The organism is Pseudomonas sp. 25 R 14 (assembly GCF_900004755.1).
Lineage (GTDB): Bacteria > Pseudomonadota > Gammaproteobacteria > Pseudomonadales > Pseudomonadaceae > Aquipseudomonas > Aquipseudomonas brenneri.
Map to the genome: position 1 here is coordinate 11,987 of NZ_CVTS01000066.1, position 21,805 is coordinate 33,791.

Annotated in this window: 19 protein-coding genes; 15 read left to right on the top strand and 4 right to left on the bottom strand. The window is 61.9% G+C overall.

Translation table 11 applies throughout. From position 1 onward, the window contains the following. Nucleotides 1-113: 113 nt before the first annotated feature. From BFQ03_RS25445 to BFQ03_RS25460, 4 genes are all read left to right on the top strand, one after another. On the top strand, nt 114-899 hold the full coding sequence (locus tag BFQ03_RS25445; RefSeq protein WP_032857600.1) for an MlaA family lipoprotein: 786 nt from the start codon (nt 114-116) through the stop codon (nt 897-899). Next, nucleotides 889-1,152 carry a hypothetical protein gene (locus BFQ03_RS25450; protein WP_065944262.1) on the top strand — a complete coding sequence of 88 codons (264 nt, stop codon included), beginning with the start codon at nt 889-891 and terminating at the stop codon, nt 1,150-1,152. The genes BFQ03_RS25445 and BFQ03_RS25450 overlap by 11 nt, the downstream gene beginning before the upstream one ends. Before the next feature lie 94 nt (nt 1,153-1,246). Next, nucleotides 1,247-3,166 carry an alkaline phosphatase D family protein gene (locus tag BFQ03_RS25455; RefSeq protein WP_065944263.1) on the top strand — a complete coding sequence of 640 codons (1,920 nt, stop codon included), beginning with the start codon at nt 1,247-1,249 and terminating at the stop codon, nt 3,164-3,166. Between the two features lie 153 nt (nt 3,167-3,319). Beyond that, on the top strand, nt 3,320-4,324 hold the full coding sequence (locus tag BFQ03_RS25460; protein WP_032857603.1) for a diguanylate cyclase domain-containing protein: 1,005 nt from the start codon (nt 3,320-3,322) through the stop codon (nt 4,322-4,324). Between the two features lie 3 nt (nt 4,325-4,327). Here BFQ03_RS25460 and BFQ03_RS25465 read toward each other — a convergent pair whose 3' ends face one another. Next, a complete protein-coding gene (locus tag BFQ03_RS25465; RefSeq protein WP_065944264.1) occupies nt 4,328-5,356 on the bottom strand; it encodes an amino acid ABC transporter substrate-binding protein in 1,029 nt (342 codons plus the stop codon). Between the two features lie 148 nt (nt 5,357-5,504). On the opposite strand from BFQ03_RS25465, the gene BFQ03_RS25470 reads away from it, so the two are divergent. The 4 genes from BFQ03_RS25470 to BFQ03_RS25485 all read left to right on the top strand — a co-directional run bounded on the left by BFQ03_RS25470 (nt 5,505) and on the right by BFQ03_RS25485 (nt 9,638). After that, a complete protein-coding gene (locus tag BFQ03_RS25470; protein ID WP_065944265.1) occupies nt 5,505-6,401 on the top strand; it encodes a LysR substrate-binding domain-containing protein in 897 nt (298 codons plus the stop codon). Nucleotides 6,402-6,555: 154 nt separating this feature from the next. Beyond that, nucleotides 6,556-7,806: a 2-aminoadipate transaminase gene (locus BFQ03_RS25475; RefSeq protein WP_032857606.1), complete on the top strand. Its 1,251-nt coding sequence runs from the start codon at nt 6,556-6,558 to the stop codon at nt 7,804-7,806. Between the two features lie 132 nt (nt 7,807-7,938). After that, nucleotides 7,939-8,373, top strand: coding sequence for a helix-turn-helix domain-containing protein (locus BFQ03_RS25480; RefSeq protein ID WP_083204913.1), 435 nt, complete (start codon nt 7,939-7,941; stop codon nt 8,371-8,373). Then, nucleotides 8,370-9,638 carry a type II toxin-antitoxin system HipA family toxin gene (locus BFQ03_RS25485; protein WP_065944266.1) on the top strand — a complete coding sequence of 423 codons (1,269 nt, stop codon included), beginning with the start codon at nt 8,370-8,372 and terminating at the stop codon, nt 9,636-9,638. Before BFQ03_RS25480 ends, BFQ03_RS25485 begins: the two co-directional genes overlap by 4 nt. 32 nt (nt 9,639-9,670) lie before the next feature. On the opposite strand, the gene BFQ03_RS25490 is transcribed toward BFQ03_RS25485, so the two are convergent. From BFQ03_RS25490 to BFQ03_RS25500, 3 genes are all read right to left on the bottom strand, one after another. Beyond that, nucleotides 9,671-11,704, bottom strand: a complete 2,034-nt coding sequence (locus tag BFQ03_RS25490; RefSeq protein WP_065944267.1) for a c-type cytochrome — start codon at nt 11,702-11,704, stop codon at nt 9,671-9,673. A gap of 166 nt (nt 11,705-11,870) precedes the next feature. Continuing rightward, nucleotides 11,871-13,478 (bottom strand): 5-guanidino-2-oxopentanoate decarboxylase, encoded by a 1,608-nt coding sequence (locus BFQ03_RS25495; RefSeq protein WP_065944268.1) that lies wholly within the window; start codon nt 13,476-13,478, stop codon nt 11,871-11,873. 118 nt (nt 13,479-13,596) lie between these two features. After that, nucleotides 13,597-14,481: a LysR substrate-binding domain-containing protein gene (locus BFQ03_RS25500; protein WP_032857614.1), complete on the bottom strand. Its 885-nt coding sequence runs from the start codon at nt 14,479-14,481 to the stop codon at nt 13,597-13,599. Between the two features lie 305 nt (nt 14,482-14,786). Here BFQ03_RS25500 and BFQ03_RS25505 point away from each other — a divergent pair, with 305 nt between their 5' ends. The 7 genes from BFQ03_RS25505 (at nt 14,787) to BFQ03_RS25535 (ending at nt 21,765) form a co-directional block, all read left to right on the top strand. After that, on the top strand, nt 14,787-15,569 hold the full coding sequence (locus tag BFQ03_RS25505; RefSeq protein WP_029300232.1) for an ABC transporter ATP-binding protein: 783 nt from the start codon (nt 14,787-14,789) through the stop codon (nt 15,567-15,569). A 47-nt stretch (nt 15,570-15,616) separates the two neighbouring features. Further along, the gene (locus BFQ03_RS25510; RefSeq protein WP_032857617.1) at nt 15,617-16,390 is read left to right on the top strand and encodes a transporter substrate-binding domain-containing protein; all 774 of its coding nucleotides are present in this window, start codon (nt 15,617-15,619) and stop codon (nt 16,388-16,390) included. 18 nt (nt 16,391-16,408) lie between these two features. Further along, nucleotides 16,409-17,122 carry an ABC transporter permease gene (locus BFQ03_RS25515; RefSeq protein WP_032857618.1) on the top strand — a complete coding sequence of 238 codons (714 nt, stop codon included), beginning with the start codon at nt 16,409-16,411 and terminating at the stop codon, nt 17,120-17,122. A 12-nt stretch (nt 17,123-17,134) separates the two neighbouring features. Beyond that, entirely contained in the window at nt 17,135-17,824 is a 690-nt protein-coding gene (locus BFQ03_RS25520) for an ABC transporter permease (protein ID WP_032857620.1), read from the top strand. Between the two features lie 21 nt (nt 17,825-17,845). Further along, nucleotides 17,846-19,027: a pyridoxal phosphate-dependent aminotransferase gene (locus BFQ03_RS25525; protein WP_032857621.1), complete on the top strand. Its 1,182-nt coding sequence runs from the start codon at nt 17,846-17,848 to the stop codon at nt 19,025-19,027. A gap of 87 nt (nt 19,028-19,114) precedes the next feature. Then, nucleotides 19,115-20,851 (top strand): amidohydrolase, encoded by a 1,737-nt coding sequence (locus tag BFQ03_RS25530; protein WP_065944269.1) that lies wholly within the window; start codon nt 19,115-19,117, stop codon nt 20,849-20,851. After that, the gene (locus tag BFQ03_RS25535) at nt 20,848-21,765 is read left to right on the top strand and encodes a CobW family GTP-binding protein (RefSeq protein WP_032857624.1); all 918 of its coding nucleotides are present in this window, start codon (nt 20,848-20,850) and stop codon (nt 21,763-21,765) included. Before BFQ03_RS25530 ends, BFQ03_RS25535 begins: the two co-directional genes overlap by 4 nt. Nucleotides 21,766-21,805: the final 40 nt, after the last annotated feature.

Sequence of the window (21,805 nt, forward strand, 5' to 3'; positions counted from 1 at the left end):
GACTCGTCACATATTTCAATCCTGCAACAAAGCGTCATCGCAGTCATAAAGCAGACATCTTCAGGCAAGCTGCGAATGCCAGCATCGGCCTCCCTTTTTCGGAGACTGTGTTTATGCGTGCGCTGACGTATCCCCGCCACCTGGCTCGCCAGGCTGCACTGTTGATGACTGTTTCGTACCTGACAGGCTGTGCCAGCCCCGCGCCACAGGCGAACGTGCGCTGTGCGCAGGTTGATTACCCGGTGTACGACCCCGTCGAGCCGTTCAATCGCGGGGTCTTTGCGTTCAACCGGACCGTCGATGACTATGCCTTGGCACCTGTCGCCCGTGGCTATCAACACCTGCCGGATTTTTTCCAGCAGGGTGTGCATAACTTCTCCAGCAACTTCAGTGAACCCAAGGTGTTTATCAACGACCTGCTGCAAGGCAACCCACAGCGCTCCGTCAACACGCTGGGACGATTCGCGGTCAACACCACCGTGGGGCTGGTGGGCCTGTTGAATGTCTCCGACTCGCTGGGCATTCCCCGCCACACGGCCGACTTCGGCCAGACATTCGGTGTATGGGGCATCGGTAACGGGCCAATCGTCGAACTGCCGTTACTGGGTACCGGCAACAGTCGAGATGCTGCCGGTAAAGTGCTGAGTTTCCTGGTGGCGCCACTGGGCGACAGCGACACGGTGCAAACCCTGGGCACCATCAGCCTGGTCGGCGACACCGTAGACACCCGGGCAGCCCTGCTGCCACTGACCGACAGCCTGCAACAGTTGCCCGATTACTACAGCGCATTGCGTAACGTCGTGGCTGAACACCGCGCAGCCTATGTGCTGGAAGGCAAGGAAGGGGCGACAACACCCACCGCAACCTCATGCACACAAGGCCCAGGCGATGATTTCTGATGGCAGCTCCATGCTCCTGCAGCAGAAGATACACAAACGGGGTGATCGCGCGCTGATTTGTCGGGAAACCCGTTTGCAATTGTCTGCCGACCAACATCAACTGGTGCTCAGCCGGTATGTGGAACAGTACACCCCACAAGGCGTACGCTGGATCGAACGCCAACACCGCGTGGCGGTGAGCGATGTGCTGCGCTGGCTGATTGCCCAGGGAGAGTCGTCGGTCAGCAGCCTAGAGCGGGCAAACATGCTGTAGTGATCAAGGCTGCCCGCCCCTGTTACTTTGACAAAACGCCGACATCCATTGCGCTATCCTCTGCCGTCCTTTCCCGCATAGAGCCGTGTTCTTCATGTTGCAAGCCGCTTCACTACCCGCCGTCCTCGCCGGCCCCTTGCTGCGTCGCCTGGAGCCGGGTCGCCTGGTGTTGTGGCTGGTGGGCAGCCGGGCACTGGCCTTGACCTTGCGGCTGCAGTTTCGCCAGGACGAGTGCCAGCAGTCCCTGGAGATCGATCTCGACGCCACCCGCTGCCGGGTCATTCCCGTGGGCCGCGCAGCCTTTATCCACCTGATCGATGTACCGCTGGCCACGCCGCTCCCCCAGGACGTGCCCATCAGCTATGACTTGCTGCTCAACGATGGAACCGGCATCGCCCAATGGGCGCCGCACCTGCTGTATGCCAATGCCCGGTGCCCGGATTTCATCCTGCACAGCCGTATTCGCCAGTTGCTGCACGGTTCTTGCCGCAAACCCCACCATTACGCCGATGAAGGCCTGCTGTGCGCGGATCGCCTGTTGGCCGAAGACCGCAGCCTGGAACAGCGTCCCGCCCTGTTGATGATGAGTGGCGACCAGGTGTATGCCGACGACGTAGCCGGGCCGATGCTGCGTGCCATTCATGGGCTGATTGCCCGCCTGGGTCTGTTCGATGAACACCTCGATGGCGCGGTGGTGGACGACAGCACCAGGCTCTACGATCACCCCGCCAGCTACTACCATCGCGCCGATCTGTTGCCGGCCCTGGAAAGCAACGAGACCTTGCGCGAACGCTTTTTTGGCGGGGTGAAGAAACCGATCTTCACCAGCAGCACCGCCGACAACCACCTGGTGACCTTCGCCGAAGTCATGGCGATGTACCTGCTGGCCTGGTCGCCGACACCCTGGACCCTGATCACCCCGCAACCGCCCGCACGGCTGGCACCTGAGGAACAGGCCCGCTACGCCCGCGAGCAGGTGCCTGTGGATAAGTTTCGCGACGGCCTGGCCGGTGTCGCCCGGGTGTTCGCCCACGTTCCGTGCCTGATGATCTTCGATGATCATGACATCACCGATGACTGGAACCTCAGCGCCCAGTGGGAACAGACCGCCTACGGCAACCCATTCTCCAAGCGCATCATCGGCAACGCCTTGCTGGCCTACATGCTCTGCCAGGGCTGGGGCAACAACCCCGATGCCTTCGCTCAACTGGTGGAAAAAACCCTGGCCCTGGCCGCGACGGTCCAGGACCACGACAATCACCTGCACGCACCCACCCAGGACCAATTGCTGGAAGATCTGCTGCAGTTCCAGCAATGGCACTACGTGCTGCCCACCACTCCCGCGCTGGTCGTCATCGACACCCGCACGCGGCGCTGGCGCAGTGAGTTCACCCTCAAACAACCGTCCGGCCTGCTGGACTGGGAAGCCTTGAGCGAACTGCAACAGGAACTGCTCGACCATCCGTCAGCCATCATCGTTTCGCCCGCGCCGATCTTCGGCGTCAAGCTGATCGAGACGGTGCAGAAAATCTTCAGCTGGTGCGGCTACCCGCTGTTGGTCGATGCGGAAAACTGGATGGCTCACCGTGGCGCCGCGCAAGTGATCCTGAATATCTTCCGCCACTCACGCACCCCGGGTAACTACGTGATCCTGTCGGGGGATGTGCATTACTCGTTCGTCTACAAAGTGCTGATCCGCCATCGCAATGCCGGGCCGCAGATCTGGCAGATCACCAGCAGTGGCATCAAGAACCAATTCCCACCCCGCCTGCTGGAGTGGTTTGACCGCCTCAACCGCTGGCTCTACTCGCCACGCTCGCCCTTGAACTGGCTGACTCGGCGCCGCCGCATGCAAGTGGTGCCGTATATCCCGGCACACGCCGAAGCCGGCGAACGGCTCTGGAACAGTGCGGGCATCGGCCAGGTATTCTTCAACGAGCAAGGGCAGCCCGAGGCAATCTACCAGCACAATGCCAATGGCTTGCCACCCACCCGCATGATGGAGCCGCAATAGCCTTGAGCCCCCGGAAATAGTGGCTTTTAGCCACAAGCCTGTAGGCTCTTTCTATGCGGCCAAACCTCGTTGTACAGTACGTCCAGCCACGGAGTATCGGCGTTAACACCTGACTGGCCAGAATGAGCCAGCATCCTCGCAGGGAGCGCGCAGATGGTCGATATGGATCCGTTGAAGAATGAGCTTTTCGACGTCAATGCTGACTTGGCCCATGCCATCATGGAACTGGTCAGCGATGGCGTTTGGGACTGGAATGCCAACACTGGGTTCGTCTATCGCAACCCCGGCTGGTACGAGATGCTCGGCTACGACCACCACTCCCTGGAAAACACGGTCTTCACCTGGGAAAGCGTGATCCACCCCGACGATTATCCCCATGTGATGAAAGTCTTCGACGACTACATCTGCAGCCGCACCACCCACTATCAAGCCGAATACCGCTGCCGCAAGAAGAACGGCACCTGGCTGTGGATCGAAGACCGTGGCTACGTGATCGCCCGCAATGCCGACGGCTCGGTGTGGCGCATGGTCGGCGCCCACCGCAGTATTCATGAGCGCAAACGTTCCATGGAACAGCTTGAGCGGCGCAATCAATCCCTTGAAGCACTGGTGGCCGAACGCACTCGCGAACTGTCGCGGGTCAACCAACAATTGCGGTTGCAACTGGACGAAAACCGCTCCCTGGCCGAGCGCGATACCTTGACCCGTATCGCCAACCGCTACCGCCTGGAAAAAGCCCTGCTGGAGGAATGTGAGCGCGCCCAGCGGTTTCGCCTGCCATTGGCGGTGATTGCCATGGATGTTGATGACTTCAAGTCGATCAACGACCAGCACGGACACGCCGTAGGCGACAGCACCCTGTTACAGGTAGTCGAGCGCCTGGAACAGTGCGTGCGCCAGGGCGACCTCCTGGCGCGCTGGGGCGGCGATGAATTTATGGTGATCCTGCCCAAAAGCACGGTGGAGACCGCCAGGATCCTGGCCGAGCGCATCCGCCTGGCCATCCTCGACTTACCCAGCGTGGGCGAGTTCAAGGTGACCTTGAGTCTGGGCGTGGTACAGCGCCTCAATGACGAGACACCCACCAACCTGATGGCCAGGGCAGACCAGGCGCTGTACCGGTCCAAGGCCGCGGGCAAGAACCGGGTGTCACCATGACCGCTAGCGCACCGGTGGCGCGTACTGGATGCCACCGTTGTTCCACAGGGCGTTGAGGCCGCGCGGGATCTTCAGCACGCTGCCCTGGCCGATATTGCGCTCGAACACCTCGCCATAATTGCCCACTTGCTTGACGATCTGCACCACCCAGTCCTTGCGCAACTTCAAGTCCTTGCCGTACTCACCGTCGACACCCAACAGACGGGCGATATCCGGGTTTCTGGTGGTCTTGGCCTGTTCTTCGACGTTTTGCGCAGTGATGCCCATCTCTTCGGCATTGAGCATGGCAAACAGCGTCCACTTGACGATGCTGAACCAGTCATCGTCGCCCTTGCGCACCAACGGGCCCAGGGGTTCCTTGGAGATCACTTCCGGCAGCACGATGAACTCAGCCGGATGCGCCATCTTGATCCGCTGGGCGTACAAGCCCGACTGGTCAGTGGTCAGCACATCGCAGCGTCCGGCTTCCAGGCCCTTGGCGCTTTCATCGGCGGTGTCGAAGGTGATCGGGGTGTATTTCATGCCATTGGCGCGAAAGTAATCAGAGACGTTCAGCTCGGTGGTGGTGCCGGCCTGGATGCAGATGGTCGCGCCATCCAGTTCCTTGGCATGGGCCACCCCCAGCTTGGTGTTCACCAGAAAACCGATGCCGTCGTAATAGGTCACGCCGGTAAACACCAACCCCATTCCGGAATCCCGGGAGCTGGTCCAGGTGGTGTTGCGCGATATCAGGTCGATTTCCCCTGACTGCAACGCAGTGAAACGCTCCTTGGCAGTCAGTTGGGTGAATTTCACCTTCGAGGCATCGCCGAACACGGCTGCGGCGACGGCGTGGCACACATCAACGTCGATGCCGGTCATCTTGCCCTGGGCGTCCGGCACGCCGAAGCCTGGCAAACCATCGCTGACGCCACATTGGATAAAGCCCTTTTTCTGGATCGCGTCCAGGGTCGCGCCCGCATAAGCTACGCCGGCCAAGCTCATGACGGCAGCAGCGGTGAGTGCCGCCAGGGTGGATTTAAGATGCTTCATGCAAGGCTCTCCGTGTCGGTCGTTCTTATTTGGCGCCGCAAACCCGGGCCAGTTTATTTATAGTGTTGCCGGTCAGTATCAACGGCTTTACACCTGGGTCACAAACGACGTTTAGGCAAAGGCTCCTTCCTGTTTGGAATGAACTCCCATGATTTCAAAACGCTTGACCCCTTCGATGACAGCCCTGCAATGCTTCGACGCTGCGGCCCGTCACCTGAGCTTCACCCGTGCCGCCGAGGAACTGCACCTGACCCAAAGTGCGGTGAGCAAGCAAGTGGCGCAACTGGAGGAAATGCTCTGCCACAAGCTGTTCGAGCGGGTGCGCCAGCGTCTGTACCTGTCGCCGGCGGGCTCGTTGTACCTGGCGGAAGTACACAAGATCCTGACCCAGGTGGACATTTCCAGCCGTTACATCCTCACCTACGGCGGCGAGACCGAAGTGCTGCGCATCGCCACTCAACCGACTTTCGGCGATCGTTGGCTGGTGCCCAAGCTCAAGGACTTTGCTGCCCGCCACCCGAACATCCATCTGGATATCCGCAACGAGCTGGAACCCTTCGACGTGCTGCAGGCCAAGGCCGACATCGCCTTCTTCTTCGGCCAGGGCTCCTGGCCGGGCGCCACCTGCATCGAGCTGTTTCGCGAAGCAGTGGTGCCGGTGTGTGCGCCGGGATTTGTCGCCCAGGGCAGTGATGCTTCATCGAGCCACACCCTGTTGCAATGCACCTCACGACCCGAGGCCTGGCACGAGTGGTTCCTGGGACAGGGCCTGCACTCACAGAACAGCTATCACGGGCCGCGCTTCGACACGTTCTACATGTGCATTCGTGCAGCGCAATCCGGCTACGGCGTGGCATTGGTGCCGCACTACCTGGTGGCCGACGAACTGGCCCAGGGCAGTCTGGTGGTGCCATGGGACTACGCGATGCCCAGCAGCGGCGCACACTTTATCGCCCATGCCGAACAGGCCGGGGAGATCCCCAAGGTGAAGGCATTTTTGCAGTGGATCGTGGAGTACATGGCGCAGCAGACCGCCAAGACCTGAATGTGCAAGCCCGCACATTGGATCTGTGTCATGGCTTGCAATGCATTGGCACATCCCGATTTTTGCGAATGACCCGGCGACTTTATTTCGTTTGCGGGGCCATGGGGCACGCAGCTTAGATAGGCGCACACCGCCCTTTCCGAGCCCGTGATCCATGAGCCACGCAAGCATCAGCCAGTCGATTGCCATCGTCCACCCCATCTGCCTGAGCCACGGGCGCAATGCCGAGGTCTGGGACACCGCGGGCAAGCGCTATATAGACTTTGTCGGCGGCATTGGTGTGCTCAACCTCGGCCATTGCCACCCCGGCGTGGTGGAAGCCATTCGCGAACAAGCCACCCGACTCACCCATTACGCGTTCAACGCCGCGCCACACGCGCCTTATGTCGAGTTGATGGAGCGGCTCAGCGCCTTTATCCCGGTGAGTTACCCGGTCAGCGGCATGCTGACCAACAGCGGCGCCGAAGCTTGCGAAAATGCGCTGAAAATCGCACGTGGCGTCACCGGCCGTACTGCAGTGATTGCCTTTGACGGCGGCTTCCACGGGCGCACCCTGGCCACCCTCAACCTCAATGGCAAGGTGGCGCCCTACAAGCAAAAAGTCGGGATCCTGCCCGGCCCGGTCTACCACCTGCCCTACCCCAGCGCAGACAATGGGGTGACCACAGGTGATGCGCTAAAGGCCATGGAGCGCTTGTTCAGCGTCGAAATCGACATCGCCGACGTCGCCTGTTTCATCATCGAGCCAGTACAGGGCGAAGCCGGGTTCCTCGCCCTCGACCCCCCATTTGCCAAAGCCCTGCGCCACCTGTGCGATGAACACGGCATCCTGCTGATCGCCGACGAAATCCAATCCGGCTTTGGCCGCACTGGCCAGCGTTTCGCCTTCTCGCGCCTGGGCATCGAACCCGACCTGATCCTGCTGGGCAAAAGCATCGCTGGCGGCGTGCCACTGGGCGCCGTGGTCGGGCGCAAGGCCTTGCTGGACAACCTGCCCAAAGGCGGACTGGGCGGCACCTACTCGGGCAACCCCATTGCCTGCGCAGCCGCACTGGCCACCCTGGATGCAATGAGCGATGCAAACCTGCAAGCGTGGGGCGAACAACAGGAGGCCGCAATCACCAGGCGCCATGCCGCCTGGCAGGCGAAAAAACGCTCGCCCTACCTCGGCCGCCTGACCGGGGTCGGCGCCATGCGGGGAATCGAGCTGATAAAACCCGACGGCACCCCAGCCACCGCGCAACTCAACCAACTATTGAACCTGGCCCGCGATGCCGGCCTGCTACTGATGCCCAGCGGCAAGGCCCGACACATCATCCGCCTGTTGGCACCGCTGACCATCGAGCCGGTGGTGCTGGAGCAAGGGTTGGATATTTTTGAAGCATGCCTGGCACAACTCGACTAAAAGCCAGGCAAGAACAATAAAGTGCAATTATTCTGGCGAAAAAACAATTTAAAACACTAAAATAATTGCACTCAGATTGAAGTGCTAGTATTCCTTCATCTTTAAGATTAAAGCGCTGGAATAATTGCACTCATGGCCAACAAAACTGCTCCGCTCCTTCCAATGACCCAGCAACTGCTGGTGGATCTCGGTGAGCGCCTGCGCCTGGCCCGCTTGCGACGCAAGCTGACTGCCAAACAAGTGGCGGAACGGGCCGGCATGTCGCAGATGACCCTGCGGGCACTGGAGCGTGGCGCTGCCGGTGTCACCATCGGCGCCTACCTGTCCGTGCTGCAGGTATTGGGCTTGGAACAGGATATTGCCTTAATTGCCGAAAGCGACAAATTGGGCCGGCATCTGCAAGACTCGCAGCTACTGAACAAAACACGCAGAACACCCAAATCATCCTTCGGCATCGTCGCCGCGCCTGACGCGCCCCCCTACCTCCAACCTCATGAGCCAGTGACAGCGGCCTCCAAACTTTCCGGGTTAATCGTCAACCCCGTCAACAAGAGCTCCAAACCATGACCCGGGTTGCTGTGTATGCCGACTGGGCGCAACTTGGCACAGCACGCCGCCTGGGCTTTTTGCATGCTCGCCGGGGAGGTGCCGGCGAGCTGTTTGAGTTTGAGTATGAGCAGGCGGCACTGGCCGACCCACTGCTGGCCCTGGCTCCGATCGATCCTCGTATAGGTCTGTTTGACGGCCCTCAATACCCCGCGCAAGGCCGGGATACCTTCGGTGTTTTCAGCGACTCCAGCCCGGACCGATGGGGGCGTATGTTGATGAACCGTCGACTGGATCGCGACAAGCGAGCAGCACGGGTCCCCTCTCATACCCACCTCTTTGAATCGGACTACTTGCTGGGCGTTCACGATGCCTTTCGTGTGGGCGCCCTGCGCTTCAAGCGGGATGACCTGGGTCCGTTCCTTGATGAACGCGAAGGGTTGGCGGCTCCCCCGCTGGTGCAACTGCGTCAACTGGAGGCTGCAAGTCGGGCACTGGAAAACGATCACGACAATACCGCCATCGAAGGCGTCGAGTGGTTACGCATGCTGATTGCTCCGGGCGGTTCATTGGGCGGCGCACGTCCAAAAGCCAGCGTGGTCGACCCCGACGGTCACCTGTGGATCGCCAAGTTCCCCAGCCTTCGCGATGAACACAATGTCGGTGCCTGGGAGTACATCATCGGATCGCTCGCCGAAGGATGCGGACTGCGTGTCGCCGCCATGGAAGCTGAACGCTACGCCAGTGAACATCACTGCTTCAGGGTCAAGCGCTTTGATCGAACCGCTCAAGGGCAACGCATTCACTTTGCCAGCGCGATGACGTTGACTGGCCATACCGACGGAGAGGACGGCTCGACTGGCGTCAGCTACCTGGAATTGGCCCGGGTGCTGATCAACCAGGGCGCCAGCACCCAGGCTGACCTACGGGAACTGTGGTGCAGAATCGTATTCAACCTGTTGGTTTCCAATACCGACGATCACCTGCGTAACCATGGCTTCCTGTTAGAACCCGGTCGCGGCTGGCATCTTTCCCCGGCCTACGATATGAACCCGGATCACTACGGGCAAGGCCTGAAGCTCAACATCAGTGAGCATGACAACGCCCTGGAACTGGAACTGGCACGTTCGGTGGCGGGCTATTTCAGGGTACCTCTCAATGAGGCGGATAGGCTTATCGAGGCGTTCAAGGGTGTAGTTCGCCAATGGCCGACACTGGCCAACGCCATGGGCATATCCCGTCAAGAACAGGAACGTATGAGCCGGGCGTTCCGACTGGCGTTGTAGGAACCGGCTTGCCGGCTCCTACAGGGCGGGGGTCAGTAGCGTGCATCCACCGGCTTACCGCCGTTCGGCCAGTCCTTCACCTTGTCCGGGAAGTCCGGGCGTGGTTTTTGCGAGAAGTAGGCGGCAACGTCCACCGCTTCCTGGTCCGACAAGCCGCCCTGGCCCAGCGGGAACTTCTCGTGGAAACCGATCGGCATGTTGCGTTTGACGAACGCAGCAGCCGTGTAGGTGCGGGCCATGCCGGCGCCGATGTTGAAGGACTGTTCGCCCCACAGCGGCGGATACACCAGGGTGCCGTCAGCACGGGCCAGGCCCTCGCCATCATTGCCGTGGCACACCGCGCATTGCTTGGCGTAGACCTGCTCGCCATTGGCCATGTCCGGCTTGATAGCCGGGTCGATCTTGCCGACGCCACGGCCGGGGACTTTGTCCTCGGGCTTGGTGTTGTTTTTCATCCAGTCGAAGTACGCCACCATCGCCTGCATGTCCGCCGATTGTGGCGACACTGGTTTGCCATTCATCGAACGGCGGAAGCAACCGTTGATGCGCTCTTCCAGGCTCACCACCTTGCCAGCACGCGGGGCGTAGCTGGGGAAGAACGCCGAGACGCCCACAAACGGCGAGCCATCGGCCACGGTGCCGGCGTTGAGATGGCAACTGGTGCAGTTCAGCGAGTTGCCGACGTTATCAGGCAGCAGTTCCTTGGTTTGCAGGTGCAAGCGCATGCCGCGCACCACTTGATCGGCATTCGACGCCGCCAGCAGGTTGGCCAGGCGCGGCGTTTCGAAGGCCGAGAAATCAGTGCTGACCGGGTTGAGCTGGTCACGAATTTTCTTCACCTGGGCGGTGCTAATCGGCGAGCCCTCGTTGCCCCAGCGCGTGCGCACAAAGGTGAGGATTTCCGCCACTTCGTTGTTCCCCAGGCGTGCAAAGCCCGGCATGGTGTAGACCCGTGGATGGGCTGCGGTCTCGGCGGTTTCCCAACCGGTAAGGGTGATGTGCAGCAACGAGGTCGGGTTGCTGGCAACCACGCCGGCGTTGCCGGCCAATGCCGGGAACAGCCCTTTCACACCTGCGCCGTCGCTGCGGTGGCAATCGCTGCAGAACTGCATATAACCCAGGCCGCCACGGCTGGTGAACAAGTCCTTGGGCAACTCGGCAGGACCTTTGGCGACAGCCGGCATTGGCAGGTCATCCTTGCCCGGTGGCAGGGATTTGAGATACGTCGCAATGGCCGTCAGGTCGGTATCCGTGAAGTGCTGGGTACTGTGACGGATCACGTCCACCATGTTGCCCGACACCGTGGCAAAACGGTTCTGCCCGGTCTTGAGCAGTTGCACGGTGTCTTGCACCGTCCATAGGTTGCGCAGGCTCAAGGCACGCCAGTGTTCGACGGTTTCCCCGCCCAGGTAGTGCTCGCCGCCACTGCCGGCGTCGCTCATGGCTTTTTCCTGGAAGGCGATCCCGCGCGGGGTGTGACACGAACCGCAATGGCCGAGGCCCTGGACCAGATAGGCGCCACGGTTGAGCACTGCATCGCGGGCCGGGTCGGCCTGGAACGGTTGTTTGTCGAGGAACATGAAGTTCCACAACGCCAGGCCCCAGCGCTGGTTGAATGGGAAGCCCATGTCGGCTTCGAGGTTGGCCTGGCTGACCGGTTTGACCTCATGCATCAGGTAGGCGAACAAGGCACGCATGTCCTCTTCGCTCATCTTCGCGTAGGACGGATACGGCATGGCCGGGTAAAGGTTCATACCGGCCGGCGTGACACCTTCGCGCATCACGCGGTCGAACTGTTCGAAGCTGTAGTTACCAATCCCGGTCTCGCGGTCCGGGGTGATGTTGCTGGAATAGATGGTGCCCATGGGCGTGCTCAGTTCCAGGCCGCCGGCCATCTGTGGGCCTTGCTTGGCGGTGTGGCAGGCGATGCAGTCACCGAGCTGGGCCACGTATTTGCCCTGGGCGATCAGTTCGGTATCCGGTTTGACGGGTTCGTTGGCGTGCAGGGGAAGCGCCAGACACAGCGTCGCCCCCATCAAGGCCAGACGTGACAGAGAAAGGGCCATCGCATTATTCCTTTAATCACCTGGCCTGGGGGTTGGCCCCTGGGTACAGGTTTATTTACGTTTTTATGAGGTCATCAGGCGGATAACCGGGGCTTTGTAAGCCCCGGTTTTGTTGTAGCGGATTTTCAGAGGTGGCCCGTTGATATGGATCAGGGCCGGGGGAGGTTCAGGCGTTTTGCAGGTATTGCGCGGCGTCGAGTTCAATCATCACCGGCTGGCGAATGTCACCCAGGGTGTGCAGCAAGGCGTGCAAGTCCCGCGGTGTGTCGACCCGATGGTGGGCGACATGGAAACTGCGGGCCATGGCGGCAAAATCCGGGGTCATGATATCCACGCCCAGCGGGGCGATTTCACGGGCCTGCATATAGTCACGGATCTCGCCGTAGCACTGGTTGTTCCACACCACCAGGATCACGCCGACGCCTGCCTCACGGGCCGCGATCAATTCGTTGCTGGCAAACTGCAAGCCGCCATCGCCGACCAGCGCCACCACCGGTCGCTCGGGCTTGGCCAGCTTGGCGCCGATAGCGGCCGGCAACCCGTAGCCGAGGGTGCCGTAGCCAGTGCCGGCGTTGAACCAACTGTTGGCCGCCGGCGCCTGGTAACCCACCGCGCCCTGGTACACCGGCTGGGTCGAGTCACCGACGATCAGCGGGTCGACCAGGCTGTCGCGCAGCAGGTCCAGCAGACCTTGCAGACCTTGTTGCTTGGTGGTCCAGCTCTCGCGCTCCAGACGGTTGACCCGCTGTACGCTGTCCAGTGCCCAACGCCCGCTCGGAGCGGGTGGGTTGACTGCATCCAGCAGCGCCTGCAACCCTTCGCGGGCATCGCCCACCAGCCCGACATGGGCGCGCTGCACGCCCATGACCTGCATGGGGTCGATGTCCAGGCGAATCAGCGGCGCCTTGAATTTCAGTGATCCGAGGCCGAAGAAGTCGTAGTCGGTTTCCCCCAGCTCCGTACCCACGGCGAGGATCACATCGGCTTCGTCAAACAACGAGCGGCCATGGCGCGACGACTGCACACCGTCCAGCAACAACGGGTGCCCCATCGGCAACAAGCCACGGGCATTGGTGGTCAGGGCCACCGGCGCTTGCAGGCGCTCGGCCAGTTGCTGCAACACCTCGGCGCAATCGCGGGCACCGCCACCGGCGAGGATCAGCGGCCGCCGTGCTTCATTGAGCAGCTTCAGCGCTGCCCCCAGCGAAGCCGGGGCCGGGGCCGGTGCGCCTGGCAGGCTGCGGGGCATCAGGTTGAGATCGATGGCCGGCATGTCCAGCACATCCAGAGGAATTTCCAGATGCACCGGGCGCGGGCGCGCACATTTGAACACGGCGAAAGCGCGGGCCAGCAGCTCGGGCAATTGCTCAGGCGATTGCAACGTGTGGCTGAACGCACACACCCCCGCGACCATCGCGCGCTGATCGGGCAACTCGTGCAAATGCCCGTGGCCCAGGCGCAGATGCTCACGGCGGTTGGTGGTGGAAATCACCAGCATCGGCACCGAGTCGGCATAAGCCTGGCCCATCGCGGTAAGAATATTGGTCATGCCCGGGCCGGTAATGATGAAACAGACGCCCGGCTTGCCGCTGGCGCGGGCATAACCGTCGGCCATAAAGCCGGCGCCCTGTTCATGGCGCGGGCTGATATGGCGCAGGCGGCTGCCATGCAGGCCGCGATAGAGCTCGACGGTATGCACGCCGGGGATACCGAAGACGGTATCTACCCCATAACCTTCCAGCAGGCGAACCAGGGACTGGGCGCAGGTGGTCATTGCTCATTTCCTTCTTATTGTTCTGTGTCGATTGGCCAGACCTTAGGCGGCACTCCGAGGGCGGACAAGCAAAAATTTTACCGGCCATTGGCAAAAAAAATTCACGGATTGCCTGAAACTAAAGCCCGCCGCCCAACTGCGACTTCACCCACTCACCAAACGCCTGCACCACCGGGCGCTCGACTTTCTGGTGATCGGCCACCAGGTAATAACCTCGATTGGATTCGATCTCGGTTTCGAACGGCCGCACCAGCAAGCCCCTGGCCAGGGCCTCGCCACTGATCAAGTTGTCGCCCATGGCGATGCCTTGGCTGGCGATGCACGCCGACTGCACAAAATGCGCATCGGCAAACACGATGCCGCGCTGCACATCGACATTCGGCGCCCCGGCGGCGGCCAGCCACACGCGCCAGTCGGAGTAGTCGATCATGTGCAGCAAAGGCGCGCCCGCCAGGTGTTCCGGGGTCTTCAGGCCGCCCATGGTGTTGACCAGGCGCGGGCTGCACACCGGAAAATAACGCAGCGAAACGATCTTCTGCACATGCTGGTTGGGCCAGTCGCCCATACCGTAGGCAATAAACAGGTCGGCGCCGTGGTCGCTGGTGTCATCTGGCGTGCGCGGTGAAATCAGGTGCAATTCGACCTGTGGATAAAGCGCCTGGAAGTCGGCGATATGGGTACACAACCAATAAGTGGCAAACCCCGCCGGGCTGCTGATACACAGGCGCCCGCTGACCTGCTGGCCATCGAACCGCTGCCCGGCCTCAAGGATATTGGCCAGCAGCCCATGGATATCACGGGCATAGCGCTCGCCCTGCCAGGTGATGCGGATATTGCGCCCGGTGCGCTCGGTCAGGGCAAAACCCAGGGTCTGCTCCAGGCTCTTGATCTGGTGGCTGATGGCACTGGGGGTGAGGTTCAGCTCGGTGGCAGCCTCGGACACGCTGCCCAGCCGGGCCACCGCGTCCAGCGCCCGCAAGGCGGTCATAGAGGGGTAACGCATGGGTGTTCACCTGCTCAAAGTTACCCGCACCATAGCCGTAATCGACCGTCAGACATAGCCACTCGTAAAGCGGACAGTTGAATTAAATTTCAAGATCGACGGAAAAATGCTCGATTGACCTCAAATGGCCAGTGGCTATTCTCGATCTTCAGCACGGCACTCCCAAACTTGCCGGCGCGGGTAGTCAACGATGACGTGGGCACGCTGGATAAACGTGGTGTTCTTGCGTTTTTCGCTGGCAAGCCAGCTCCTACAGGGGGCGGTGTCCAGGTTGATCAATTTACAAAAATAAAGAGGGATAACCCTTGAACCCAGTCACCCCGGTGGTCGCCATTGATGCTCTGCACAAGAGCTACGCCGCGCACCATGTTCTCAAAGGCATTTCCCTGCGCGCCAACGAAGGCGATGTGGTGTCGTTGATCGGTTCCAGCGGCTCGGGCAAAAGCACCCTGCTGCGTTGCATCAACCTGTTGGAAATCCCGTGCAGCGGCAGCCTGCGCATCAACGGCGAAGAAGTGCGCCTGAAAAAGGACCGCGCCGGCAACCCGCTGATTGCCGACCCGGATCAAGTCGCTCGCCTGCGCACGCAACTGGGCATGGTGTTCCAGAGCTTCAACCTGTGGCCCCACCGCACCGTGCTGGAAAATGTCATCGAAGCACCGGTGTATGTGCTGGGTGAAGACCGCAAGGACGCCATCGCCCACGCCGAACACCTGCTGGAAAAAGTCGGCCTGGCCAGTAAGCGCGATGCCTTCCCCGCCTTCCTGTCCGGCGGCCAGCAACAGCGCGTGGCCATCGCCCGCGCCCTGGCCATGCGCCCGCGCGTCTTGCTGATGGATGAGCCCACCTCGGCCCTCGACCCGGAACTGGTCGGCGAAGTACTGAAGGTGATCCAGGGCATCGCCGAAGAAGGCCGCACCATGATCCTCGTCACCCACGAAATGGCGTTTGCCCGCGACGTATCGAGCAAAGTCATGTTTCTACACCAAGGATTGGTTGAAGAAGAAGGCACGCCACAGCAAGTCTTCCAGAACCCCACCAGCGAGCGTTGCCGCCAGTTCGTCATGGCCCAGGACAATCGCGTTTGAACTGCCGCTTCCATCCTTCAAAACAATAACTTCGAAAGGGTCAAGCCATGCACAACTCTCTGAAATCCCTCGCCGCCGGCTGCGTGCTCGCCGTGCTGTCCCACAGTGCCGTTGCCGCCGACAAAATCGTCTTCGGCATCGCCCTGGAACCCTACCCGCCATTCTCCGAAAAAGCCGGCAATGGCGCCTGGAGCGGTTTCGAGCCGGACCTGATCAAGGCCCTGTGCGAGCGCATGCAGGCCCAATGCCCGCTCAAGGAAGTGTCCTGGGACGGCTTGATTCCCGCCCTGCAATCGAGCCAGATCGACGTGATCCTCAACTCCCTGAGCATCACCGAGGAGCGCGAAAAGGTCATCGACTTCACCGCGCCTTACTACCAGACCCCGGCCATGTGGGTCGCCGACAAGAGCCTGGAGCTGGTCACCACGCCCGAGGGCCTCAAAGGCAAGCTGATCGGCGTGCAGGGCTCGACCTCCAACGCCACCTACCTCAAGGCCTACTACGCCAAGGGTTCGACCTTGCGCTACTACAACACCCAGGACGACATGACCGCCGACCTGCAAAGCGGGCGGATCGACGTGATGCTGGCCGACGCCCTGACCATCGAACCGATCTTCAAGTCCGCCGCCGGCAGCGGCCTGGCCGACAAGGGCCTGGCGCCGAAAGACCCGTTGTTCGGGTCGGGCATCGGGGCCGCCGTGCGCAAGGGTGACACCCCGTTGCGCGAGCAGCTCAACACGGCGCTGGCGGCAATCAAGGCCGATGGCACCTACGACAAAATTCGCAGCCGCTATTTCAGCGTCGATATTTCCGCGCAATAACGTCCAACGGAAAGCGCCATGATTTCTTTGTCCGAACTCACCCAGCTGTTCGTCGCCGACGGCTGGCTCAACGCCCTGCTCCAAGGGGCGGTGGTGACCTTGCAGATCTCCGCCGGGGCGTTTGTGCTGGGCCTGGGCATCGGCCTGCTGGTGGCCATGATCAAACTCAAGGGCCCGCGCTGGCTGGTACGCCTGGCCAACCTCTACACCACGCTGTACCGCGCGGTGCCGGAGTTGCTGCTGATTTTGCTGCTGTATTACGCCGGCACCGACCTACTGAACATGGCGATGGCGGCGATGGGCCGCGACAGCGTGACCGTCAACGGTTTTATCGCTGCGGTGCTGGTGTTGGGCATCGTCCAGGGCGCCTATTCGGCGGAGATCATTCGTGGCGCGATCCAGGCCATTCCCGTCGGCCAACTGGAAGCCGCGCGGGCCTTTGGCATCGAGCGCTGGCTGCTGGTGCGCCGGGTGCTGCTGCCGAGCATGCTGCCGTTTGCCATGGCCGGCCTGTCGAACCTGTGGCTGGTGCTGGTCAAGGACAGCGCGTTGATCAGCATCGTCGGCTACAGCGAGTTGCTCTCGGTGGGCAAACAGGCTGCCGGCTCTACCAAGCATTACCTGGTGTTCTACCTGGCAGTGGCAGCGGTGTATTTCATCATCACCCTGGTTTCCAACGGCGCCTTCCGGGTGTTCGAACGCCGGATCAACCGCTGGATGCCGCAGCACTAAGGAGCGCAGCTGATGGACTTTTCATGGATCAACAGTTTTGCCAACGAGCTGCTGCATGGCCTGGGTATCACCCTGAAGTTGCTGGCCTTGTCCGGGGTGTTCGGCTTCTTGCTGGCGGTGCTGGTGGCGTTGGGGCGCTTGTCGTCGAACCCGCTGATCAGTGCGCCGTTGCGCGCCTATACCGCAGTGTTTCGTGGCACGCCGCTGCTGGTGCAGATCTACATCCTGTACTACGGCGTGGGCAGTGTGTTTGCCAGTTACCCGCTGATTCGCGGCAGTTTTCTCTGGCCGTACCTGCGTGAAGGTTTCTGGTACGTGGCCCTGGCCCTGATTCTGTGTGTCGGCGCCTATGTCGGCGAAGTGCTGCGCGGCGCGCTGCGGGCCGTGCCACGGGGCGAACTCGAAGCAGCGCGGGCCTTTGGCATGAAGCGCCTGATGGTGCTGCGCCGGGTCTGGCTGCCACGGGCCCTGGAGCTGGTGAAGCCGACATTGGTCGGCGAGACCGTGTTGCTGCTCAAGGCCACCGCGCTGGCCTCCACCGTGGCCGTCACCGACTTGCTCGGCGCCGCCAACCTGGTGCGGGCGCAGACGCTGCGGGTGTACGAACCCCTGCTGGCCGTGGCGGTGATCTACATTGTCCTGGCGTTCGTGATCGAACACGTCTTCTCGCGCTGGGGCAAAGTCCCGCAGCGCCAGGCTTGAATCAATTTTAGGAGAACAAGGATGCGTTATTCACCGTTTGTCGAGCGCATTAGTGGCGAGTCCGTCAGCGCCTGGGATATTCACTACGCGGCCGTCGAAGCCCGTGGTCGTGGCGAAGATGTGATTGTGTTGAGCGTGGGCGATCCAGACTTCGCCACCGCCAGCGCCATTTGCGAAACCGCCGTCGACGCCTTGCGCGCCGGCGACACTCACTACACCCACGTCCTCGGCCGACCGGCCCTGCGCGAAGCGATTGCCGCCAAGCAAAGCCGCCTGCAAGGGATTGCCGTACACGCCAATAACGTGGCCCTGGTGGCCGGCGCGCAAAACGGCCTGTTCGCCACCTCGCTGTGCCTGTTCAGCCAGGGCGACGAAGTGCTGGTGCCGGAACCGATGTACCTGACGTACGAAGCGTGCATCCACGCTTCCGGTGCACGCATCGCAACCATCGAGCAACCGGCGGCCAACGGTTTTCGCCTGACCCGCGCGGCGCTGGAAAAAGCCATTACCGCCAAGACCCGGGGCATTGCCCTGGCCACGCCGTGTAACCCCACCGGCAATGTCTACAGCCGCGAAGAGCTGGAGCTGGTGGCCGAAGTCGCCCGTGAGCATGACCTGTGGGTGATTTCCGATGAGGTCTACGGGCAAATCACGTACGACCAGCCACACCTGAGCATCGCCTCGCTGCCGGGCATGGCCGAGCGTACCGTGGTGCTCAACAGCCTGTCGAAAACCCACGCCATGACCGGCTGGCGCGTGGGTTGGGTGGTGGCGCCAACCGCACTGGTGGGCCACCTGGATAACCTGCTGCTGTGCATGCTCTATGGCTTGCCCGGGTTTATCCAGGAAGCGGCGGTCAAGGCCCTGGAACTGGATGACGAAGTGGTCAGCGATGCGCGCACGGTGTATCGCCGTCGGCGTGACCTGGTGGTAGCGGGCCTCGGTGGTATTACCGACCTCGATTGCCGGGTGCCGCAAGCCGGGATGTTCATGCTGGTAGACGTGCGCCGCACGGGGCTGTCGAGCATGGACTTTGCCTGGCAGCTGTTCCGCGCCACCGGCGTCTCGGTGCTCGATGCCCAGGCGTTTGGCGCCAGTGCCGAGGGCTTTGTGCGCATCTCCTTTACCGTCGCCGACGACACCCTCAAAGACGCCTGCCAGCGCATTGCCGGGTTTGTCGAGGGCCTGAGAGCCAACCGCTGATTATGTGAACACTGGGATTGATGTGGGAGCTGGCTTGCCTGCTCCCACATTTGATCTTTGTTCGTCTTGAATATTGAGGTTTCCCCCGTGACCGCTTCCGACCAATTCACTTCCACCCACTCCGTTGTCGGCGAGCACGCTGACCTGGTGCTGCACAACGGCCGCCTCTACACCCTCGACCCGGCCCAGCCGTGGGCCGAAGCGGTGGCGATTCGCGGGGGACGTTTTATCGCGGTGGGCACGTTCGCCGACCTGCAACACCTGATCGGCCCGCAGACCCGCCAACATGATCTGCAAGGTGCATTTTGCATGCCCGGCCTGCACGACATGCACACCCACCCCGACCTCGCCCTGGCCCCGCGCTACAGCGATGACCTGGATGTGGGCATCGAAGACCCCACCCCCGAACAACTGGCGGCGGCGATCCACGCCTATGCCGAGGCCCACCCCGGTGATGGCTGGATCTACGGCCAATATTGGGTGCGCTACACCTTCCGCGAAGATGGCCTGACCCCAGGTCGCGAATGGCTCGACAGCATCATGCCCGACCGCCCGGTGGCGCTGCTGGACCGGATGTGGGGCACCATGATGGTCAACTCCAAGGCCCTGCAACTGGCCGGCATCGACCACCACACCGCCGACCCGCGCAACGGCTATATGGAGCGCGACGAACTCAGCGGCGAGCCCAACGGCCTGCTGATCGACGGCGCCTACGCACTGATCCATGCAGCCATGCCGCCGACCCCGGTGGCAGTGCTGCGCCGGGCCTATCGCGACGGCGTGCATTTCCAGAGTTCGCGCGGTGTCACCGCGACCAAGTACGTACACGTCTGCGAACGGCGCCTGGACGCCCTCAAGGAACTGGACGACGCCGGCGAATTGAGCGTACGTGTAGAAGCGGCGATCAGTTGGCAGGACGATATCTTCCCAGTGCGCCGGCGCTGGGAACTGCTCGGCGGCGAACGTCACTACTATCGCAGCGCGCGGCTGAATGCCAACGCGGTGAAATTCCACTTCGACGGCACCGTGGAGCCCAAGTCTTCGTACCTGATGACCCCATGGGCAGCGGATTCCACCTGGCGCGGCAAGCTCAACCTGACCCCGGAACACATCACCGACATGGTGGTAGACATGGACCGTCGCGGCCTGCGGGTGATCGCCCACTGCACCGGCGACGGCGCCTCCGATGTATTCCTCGATGCGGTGGCCGAGGCGCGGCGGGTCAATGGCGACAGCGGCATCCGGCACCAGTGCGCCCACAGCACGCTGCTGCATCCGGGCAACCTCAAGCGCTTCAAGGCGCTGAACGTGATCGCCGAGTTTTCCCCGGCCGCCTGGTACCCGACACCGTTTGCCAGCGGCGCCCGTTCCGGTTATGGCGCCGAGCGCCTCAAGCGCATCTATGATTTCAAAGGCGTACTGGCCGAAGGCGGCCTGGCGGTGATGGGCACCGATTGGCCGGTGGCCTCGATTGACCCATGGCTGGCCCTGGAAACCATGGTCACCCGGCAGAACCCGTGGAACCAGGAACCGGACTGCTTCGGCGAACCGATCACCCTGGAGCAGGCACTGCAAGTGGCGACCCTCAACGGCGCCCACGCCATGGGCCTGGAGCATTCCACCGGCAGCCTGGAAGTGGGCAAGTGCGCCGACCTGATCGTGATCGACCGCGACCTGTTCGCCCAGCCGGCGCGCAACTACATCCACCAGACCCAGGTGCTGCTGACCTTTGTCGATGGCCGTCCGGTCTACGACCGTCTCAACGCGTTTGCAGATACGGCGTTGCAAGCCGTGTGGCAAGGCCTGCCGCCGGTGATCGAATGAATAACGACAGCATTGCCGTCACGCTGGTCTCGGGCTTTCTCGGCGCAGGCAAGACCACCCTGCTCAACCGCATCGCGCAGCAGCCGCAACACGGACGGATGGCGGTGATCGTCAATGACTTTGGCGAGCTGAATATCGATGCGGCGATCATCGCCGAAGTCACCGATGCGGTATTCAGCCTGCAGAACGGCTGCATCTGCTGCACGGTGCAGGAGGATCTGCTGGCGCAACTGGTGAGCCTGAGCCAGCTGCACCCACGCCTGGATCGCATCGTGATCGAATGCAGCGGTGTCTCCGACCCGCAGCGCATTGTGCAGACCCTGGGTTATCCACAGCTCAAGGCGCACCTGCACCTGGATACCGTGATCACCCTGGTGGACGCCAGCGGTTATAGCCACCTGGAAGGCGAGTTCGCCCGGCTGTCCCGCGCCCAGGTGGCCTGCGCCGACCTGGTGCTGCTGAACAAGGCCGATCTGGTCAGCGCCGCCGAACTGCAAAGCCTGCGTGCAACTATCGGCGCGCGCACGCGGGTGATCAGCACCGTTCAGGCGCAGATCCCCGACGCCCTGCTGCTGGGCGAACGCAGCCCGCGCAACGGCTTCACTCCCGTGCCCGCGCCGCACCATGAATTGTTTGAAAGCTGGACCTGGCAAGGCACCCAGGCCCTACCGGCCAAGACCCTGCGCGATTGGCTGGGGCAACTGCCCAAGGACGTGTTCCGCCTAAAAGGCCTGGTGCATTTGCAGGGCAACGAGCAACCGTTCTGGCTACAACACGTGGGCAATCGCAGCCAGTTCACCCTGGCCAGCGGCGAACATGCGCAGAACTCGGCGCAACTGGTGTTTATCGCCCGACGCGGCAGTGGCTTGCGGGCAGCGCTGGAAGCGCAACTGCAGGAGATGCAGGGCCTGTAGACGCGGATGACGATGAAGGCAGAGTGCCGCCTTGACCTTG

Bases quoted from the DNA above. Each gene is read 5' to 3' on its own strand.
- BFQ03_RS25445 (WP_032857600.1), top strand. From the start codon at position 114: ATGCGTGCGCTGACGTATCCCCGCCACCTGGCTCGCCAGGCTGCACTG.
- BFQ03_RS25450 (WP_065944262.1), top strand. From the start codon at position 889: ATGATTTCTGATGGCAGCTCCATGCTCCTGCAGCAGAAGATACACAAA.
- BFQ03_RS25455 (WP_065944263.1), top strand. From the start codon at position 1,247: ATGTTGCAAGCCGCTTCACTACCCGCCGTCCTCGCCGGCCCCTTGCTG.
- BFQ03_RS25460 (WP_032857603.1), top strand. From the start codon at position 3,320: ATGGTCGATATGGATCCGTTGAAGAATGAGCTTTTCGACGTCAATGCT.
- BFQ03_RS25465 (WP_065944264.1), bottom strand. From the start codon at position 5,356: ATGAAGCATCTTAAATCCACCCTGGCGGCACTCACCGCTGCTGCCGTC.
- BFQ03_RS25470 (WP_065944265.1), top strand. From the start codon at position 5,505: ATGATTTCAAAACGCTTGACCCCTTCGATGACAGCCCTGCAATGCTTC.
- BFQ03_RS25475 (WP_032857606.1), top strand. From the start codon at position 6,556: ATGAGCCACGCAAGCATCAGCCAGTCGATTGCCATCGTCCACCCCATC.
- BFQ03_RS25480 (WP_083204913.1), top strand. From the start codon at position 7,939: ATGGCCAACAAAACTGCTCCGCTCCTTCCAATGACCCAGCAACTGCTG.
- BFQ03_RS25485 (WP_065944266.1), top strand. From the start codon at position 8,370: ATGACCCGGGTTGCTGTGTATGCCGACTGGGCGCAACTTGGCACAGCA.
- BFQ03_RS25490 (WP_065944267.1), bottom strand. From the start codon at position 11,704: ATGGCCCTTTCTCTGTCACGTCTGGCCTTGATGGGGGCGACGCTGTGT.
- BFQ03_RS25495 (WP_065944268.1), bottom strand. From the start codon at position 13,478: ATGACCACCTGCGCCCAGTCCCTGGTTCGCCTGCTGGAAGGTTATGGG.
- BFQ03_RS25500 (WP_032857614.1), bottom strand. From the start codon at position 14,481: ATGCGTTACCCCTCTATGACCGCCTTGCGGGCGCTGGACGCGGTGGCC.
- BFQ03_RS25510 (WP_032857617.1), top strand. From the start codon at position 15,617: ATGCACAACTCTCTGAAATCCCTCGCCGCCGGCTGCGTGCTCGCCGTG.
- BFQ03_RS25515 (WP_032857618.1), top strand. From the start codon at position 16,409: ATGATTTCTTTGTCCGAACTCACCCAGCTGTTCGTCGCCGACGGCTGG.
- BFQ03_RS25520 (WP_032857620.1), top strand. From the start codon at position 17,135: ATGGACTTTTCATGGATCAACAGTTTTGCCAACGAGCTGCTGCATGGC.
- BFQ03_RS25525 (WP_032857621.1), top strand. From the start codon at position 17,846: ATGCGTTATTCACCGTTTGTCGAGCGCATTAGTGGCGAGTCCGTCAGC.
- BFQ03_RS25535 (WP_032857624.1), top strand. From the start codon at position 20,848: ATGAATAACGACAGCATTGCCGTCACGCTGGTCTCGGGCTTTCTCGGC.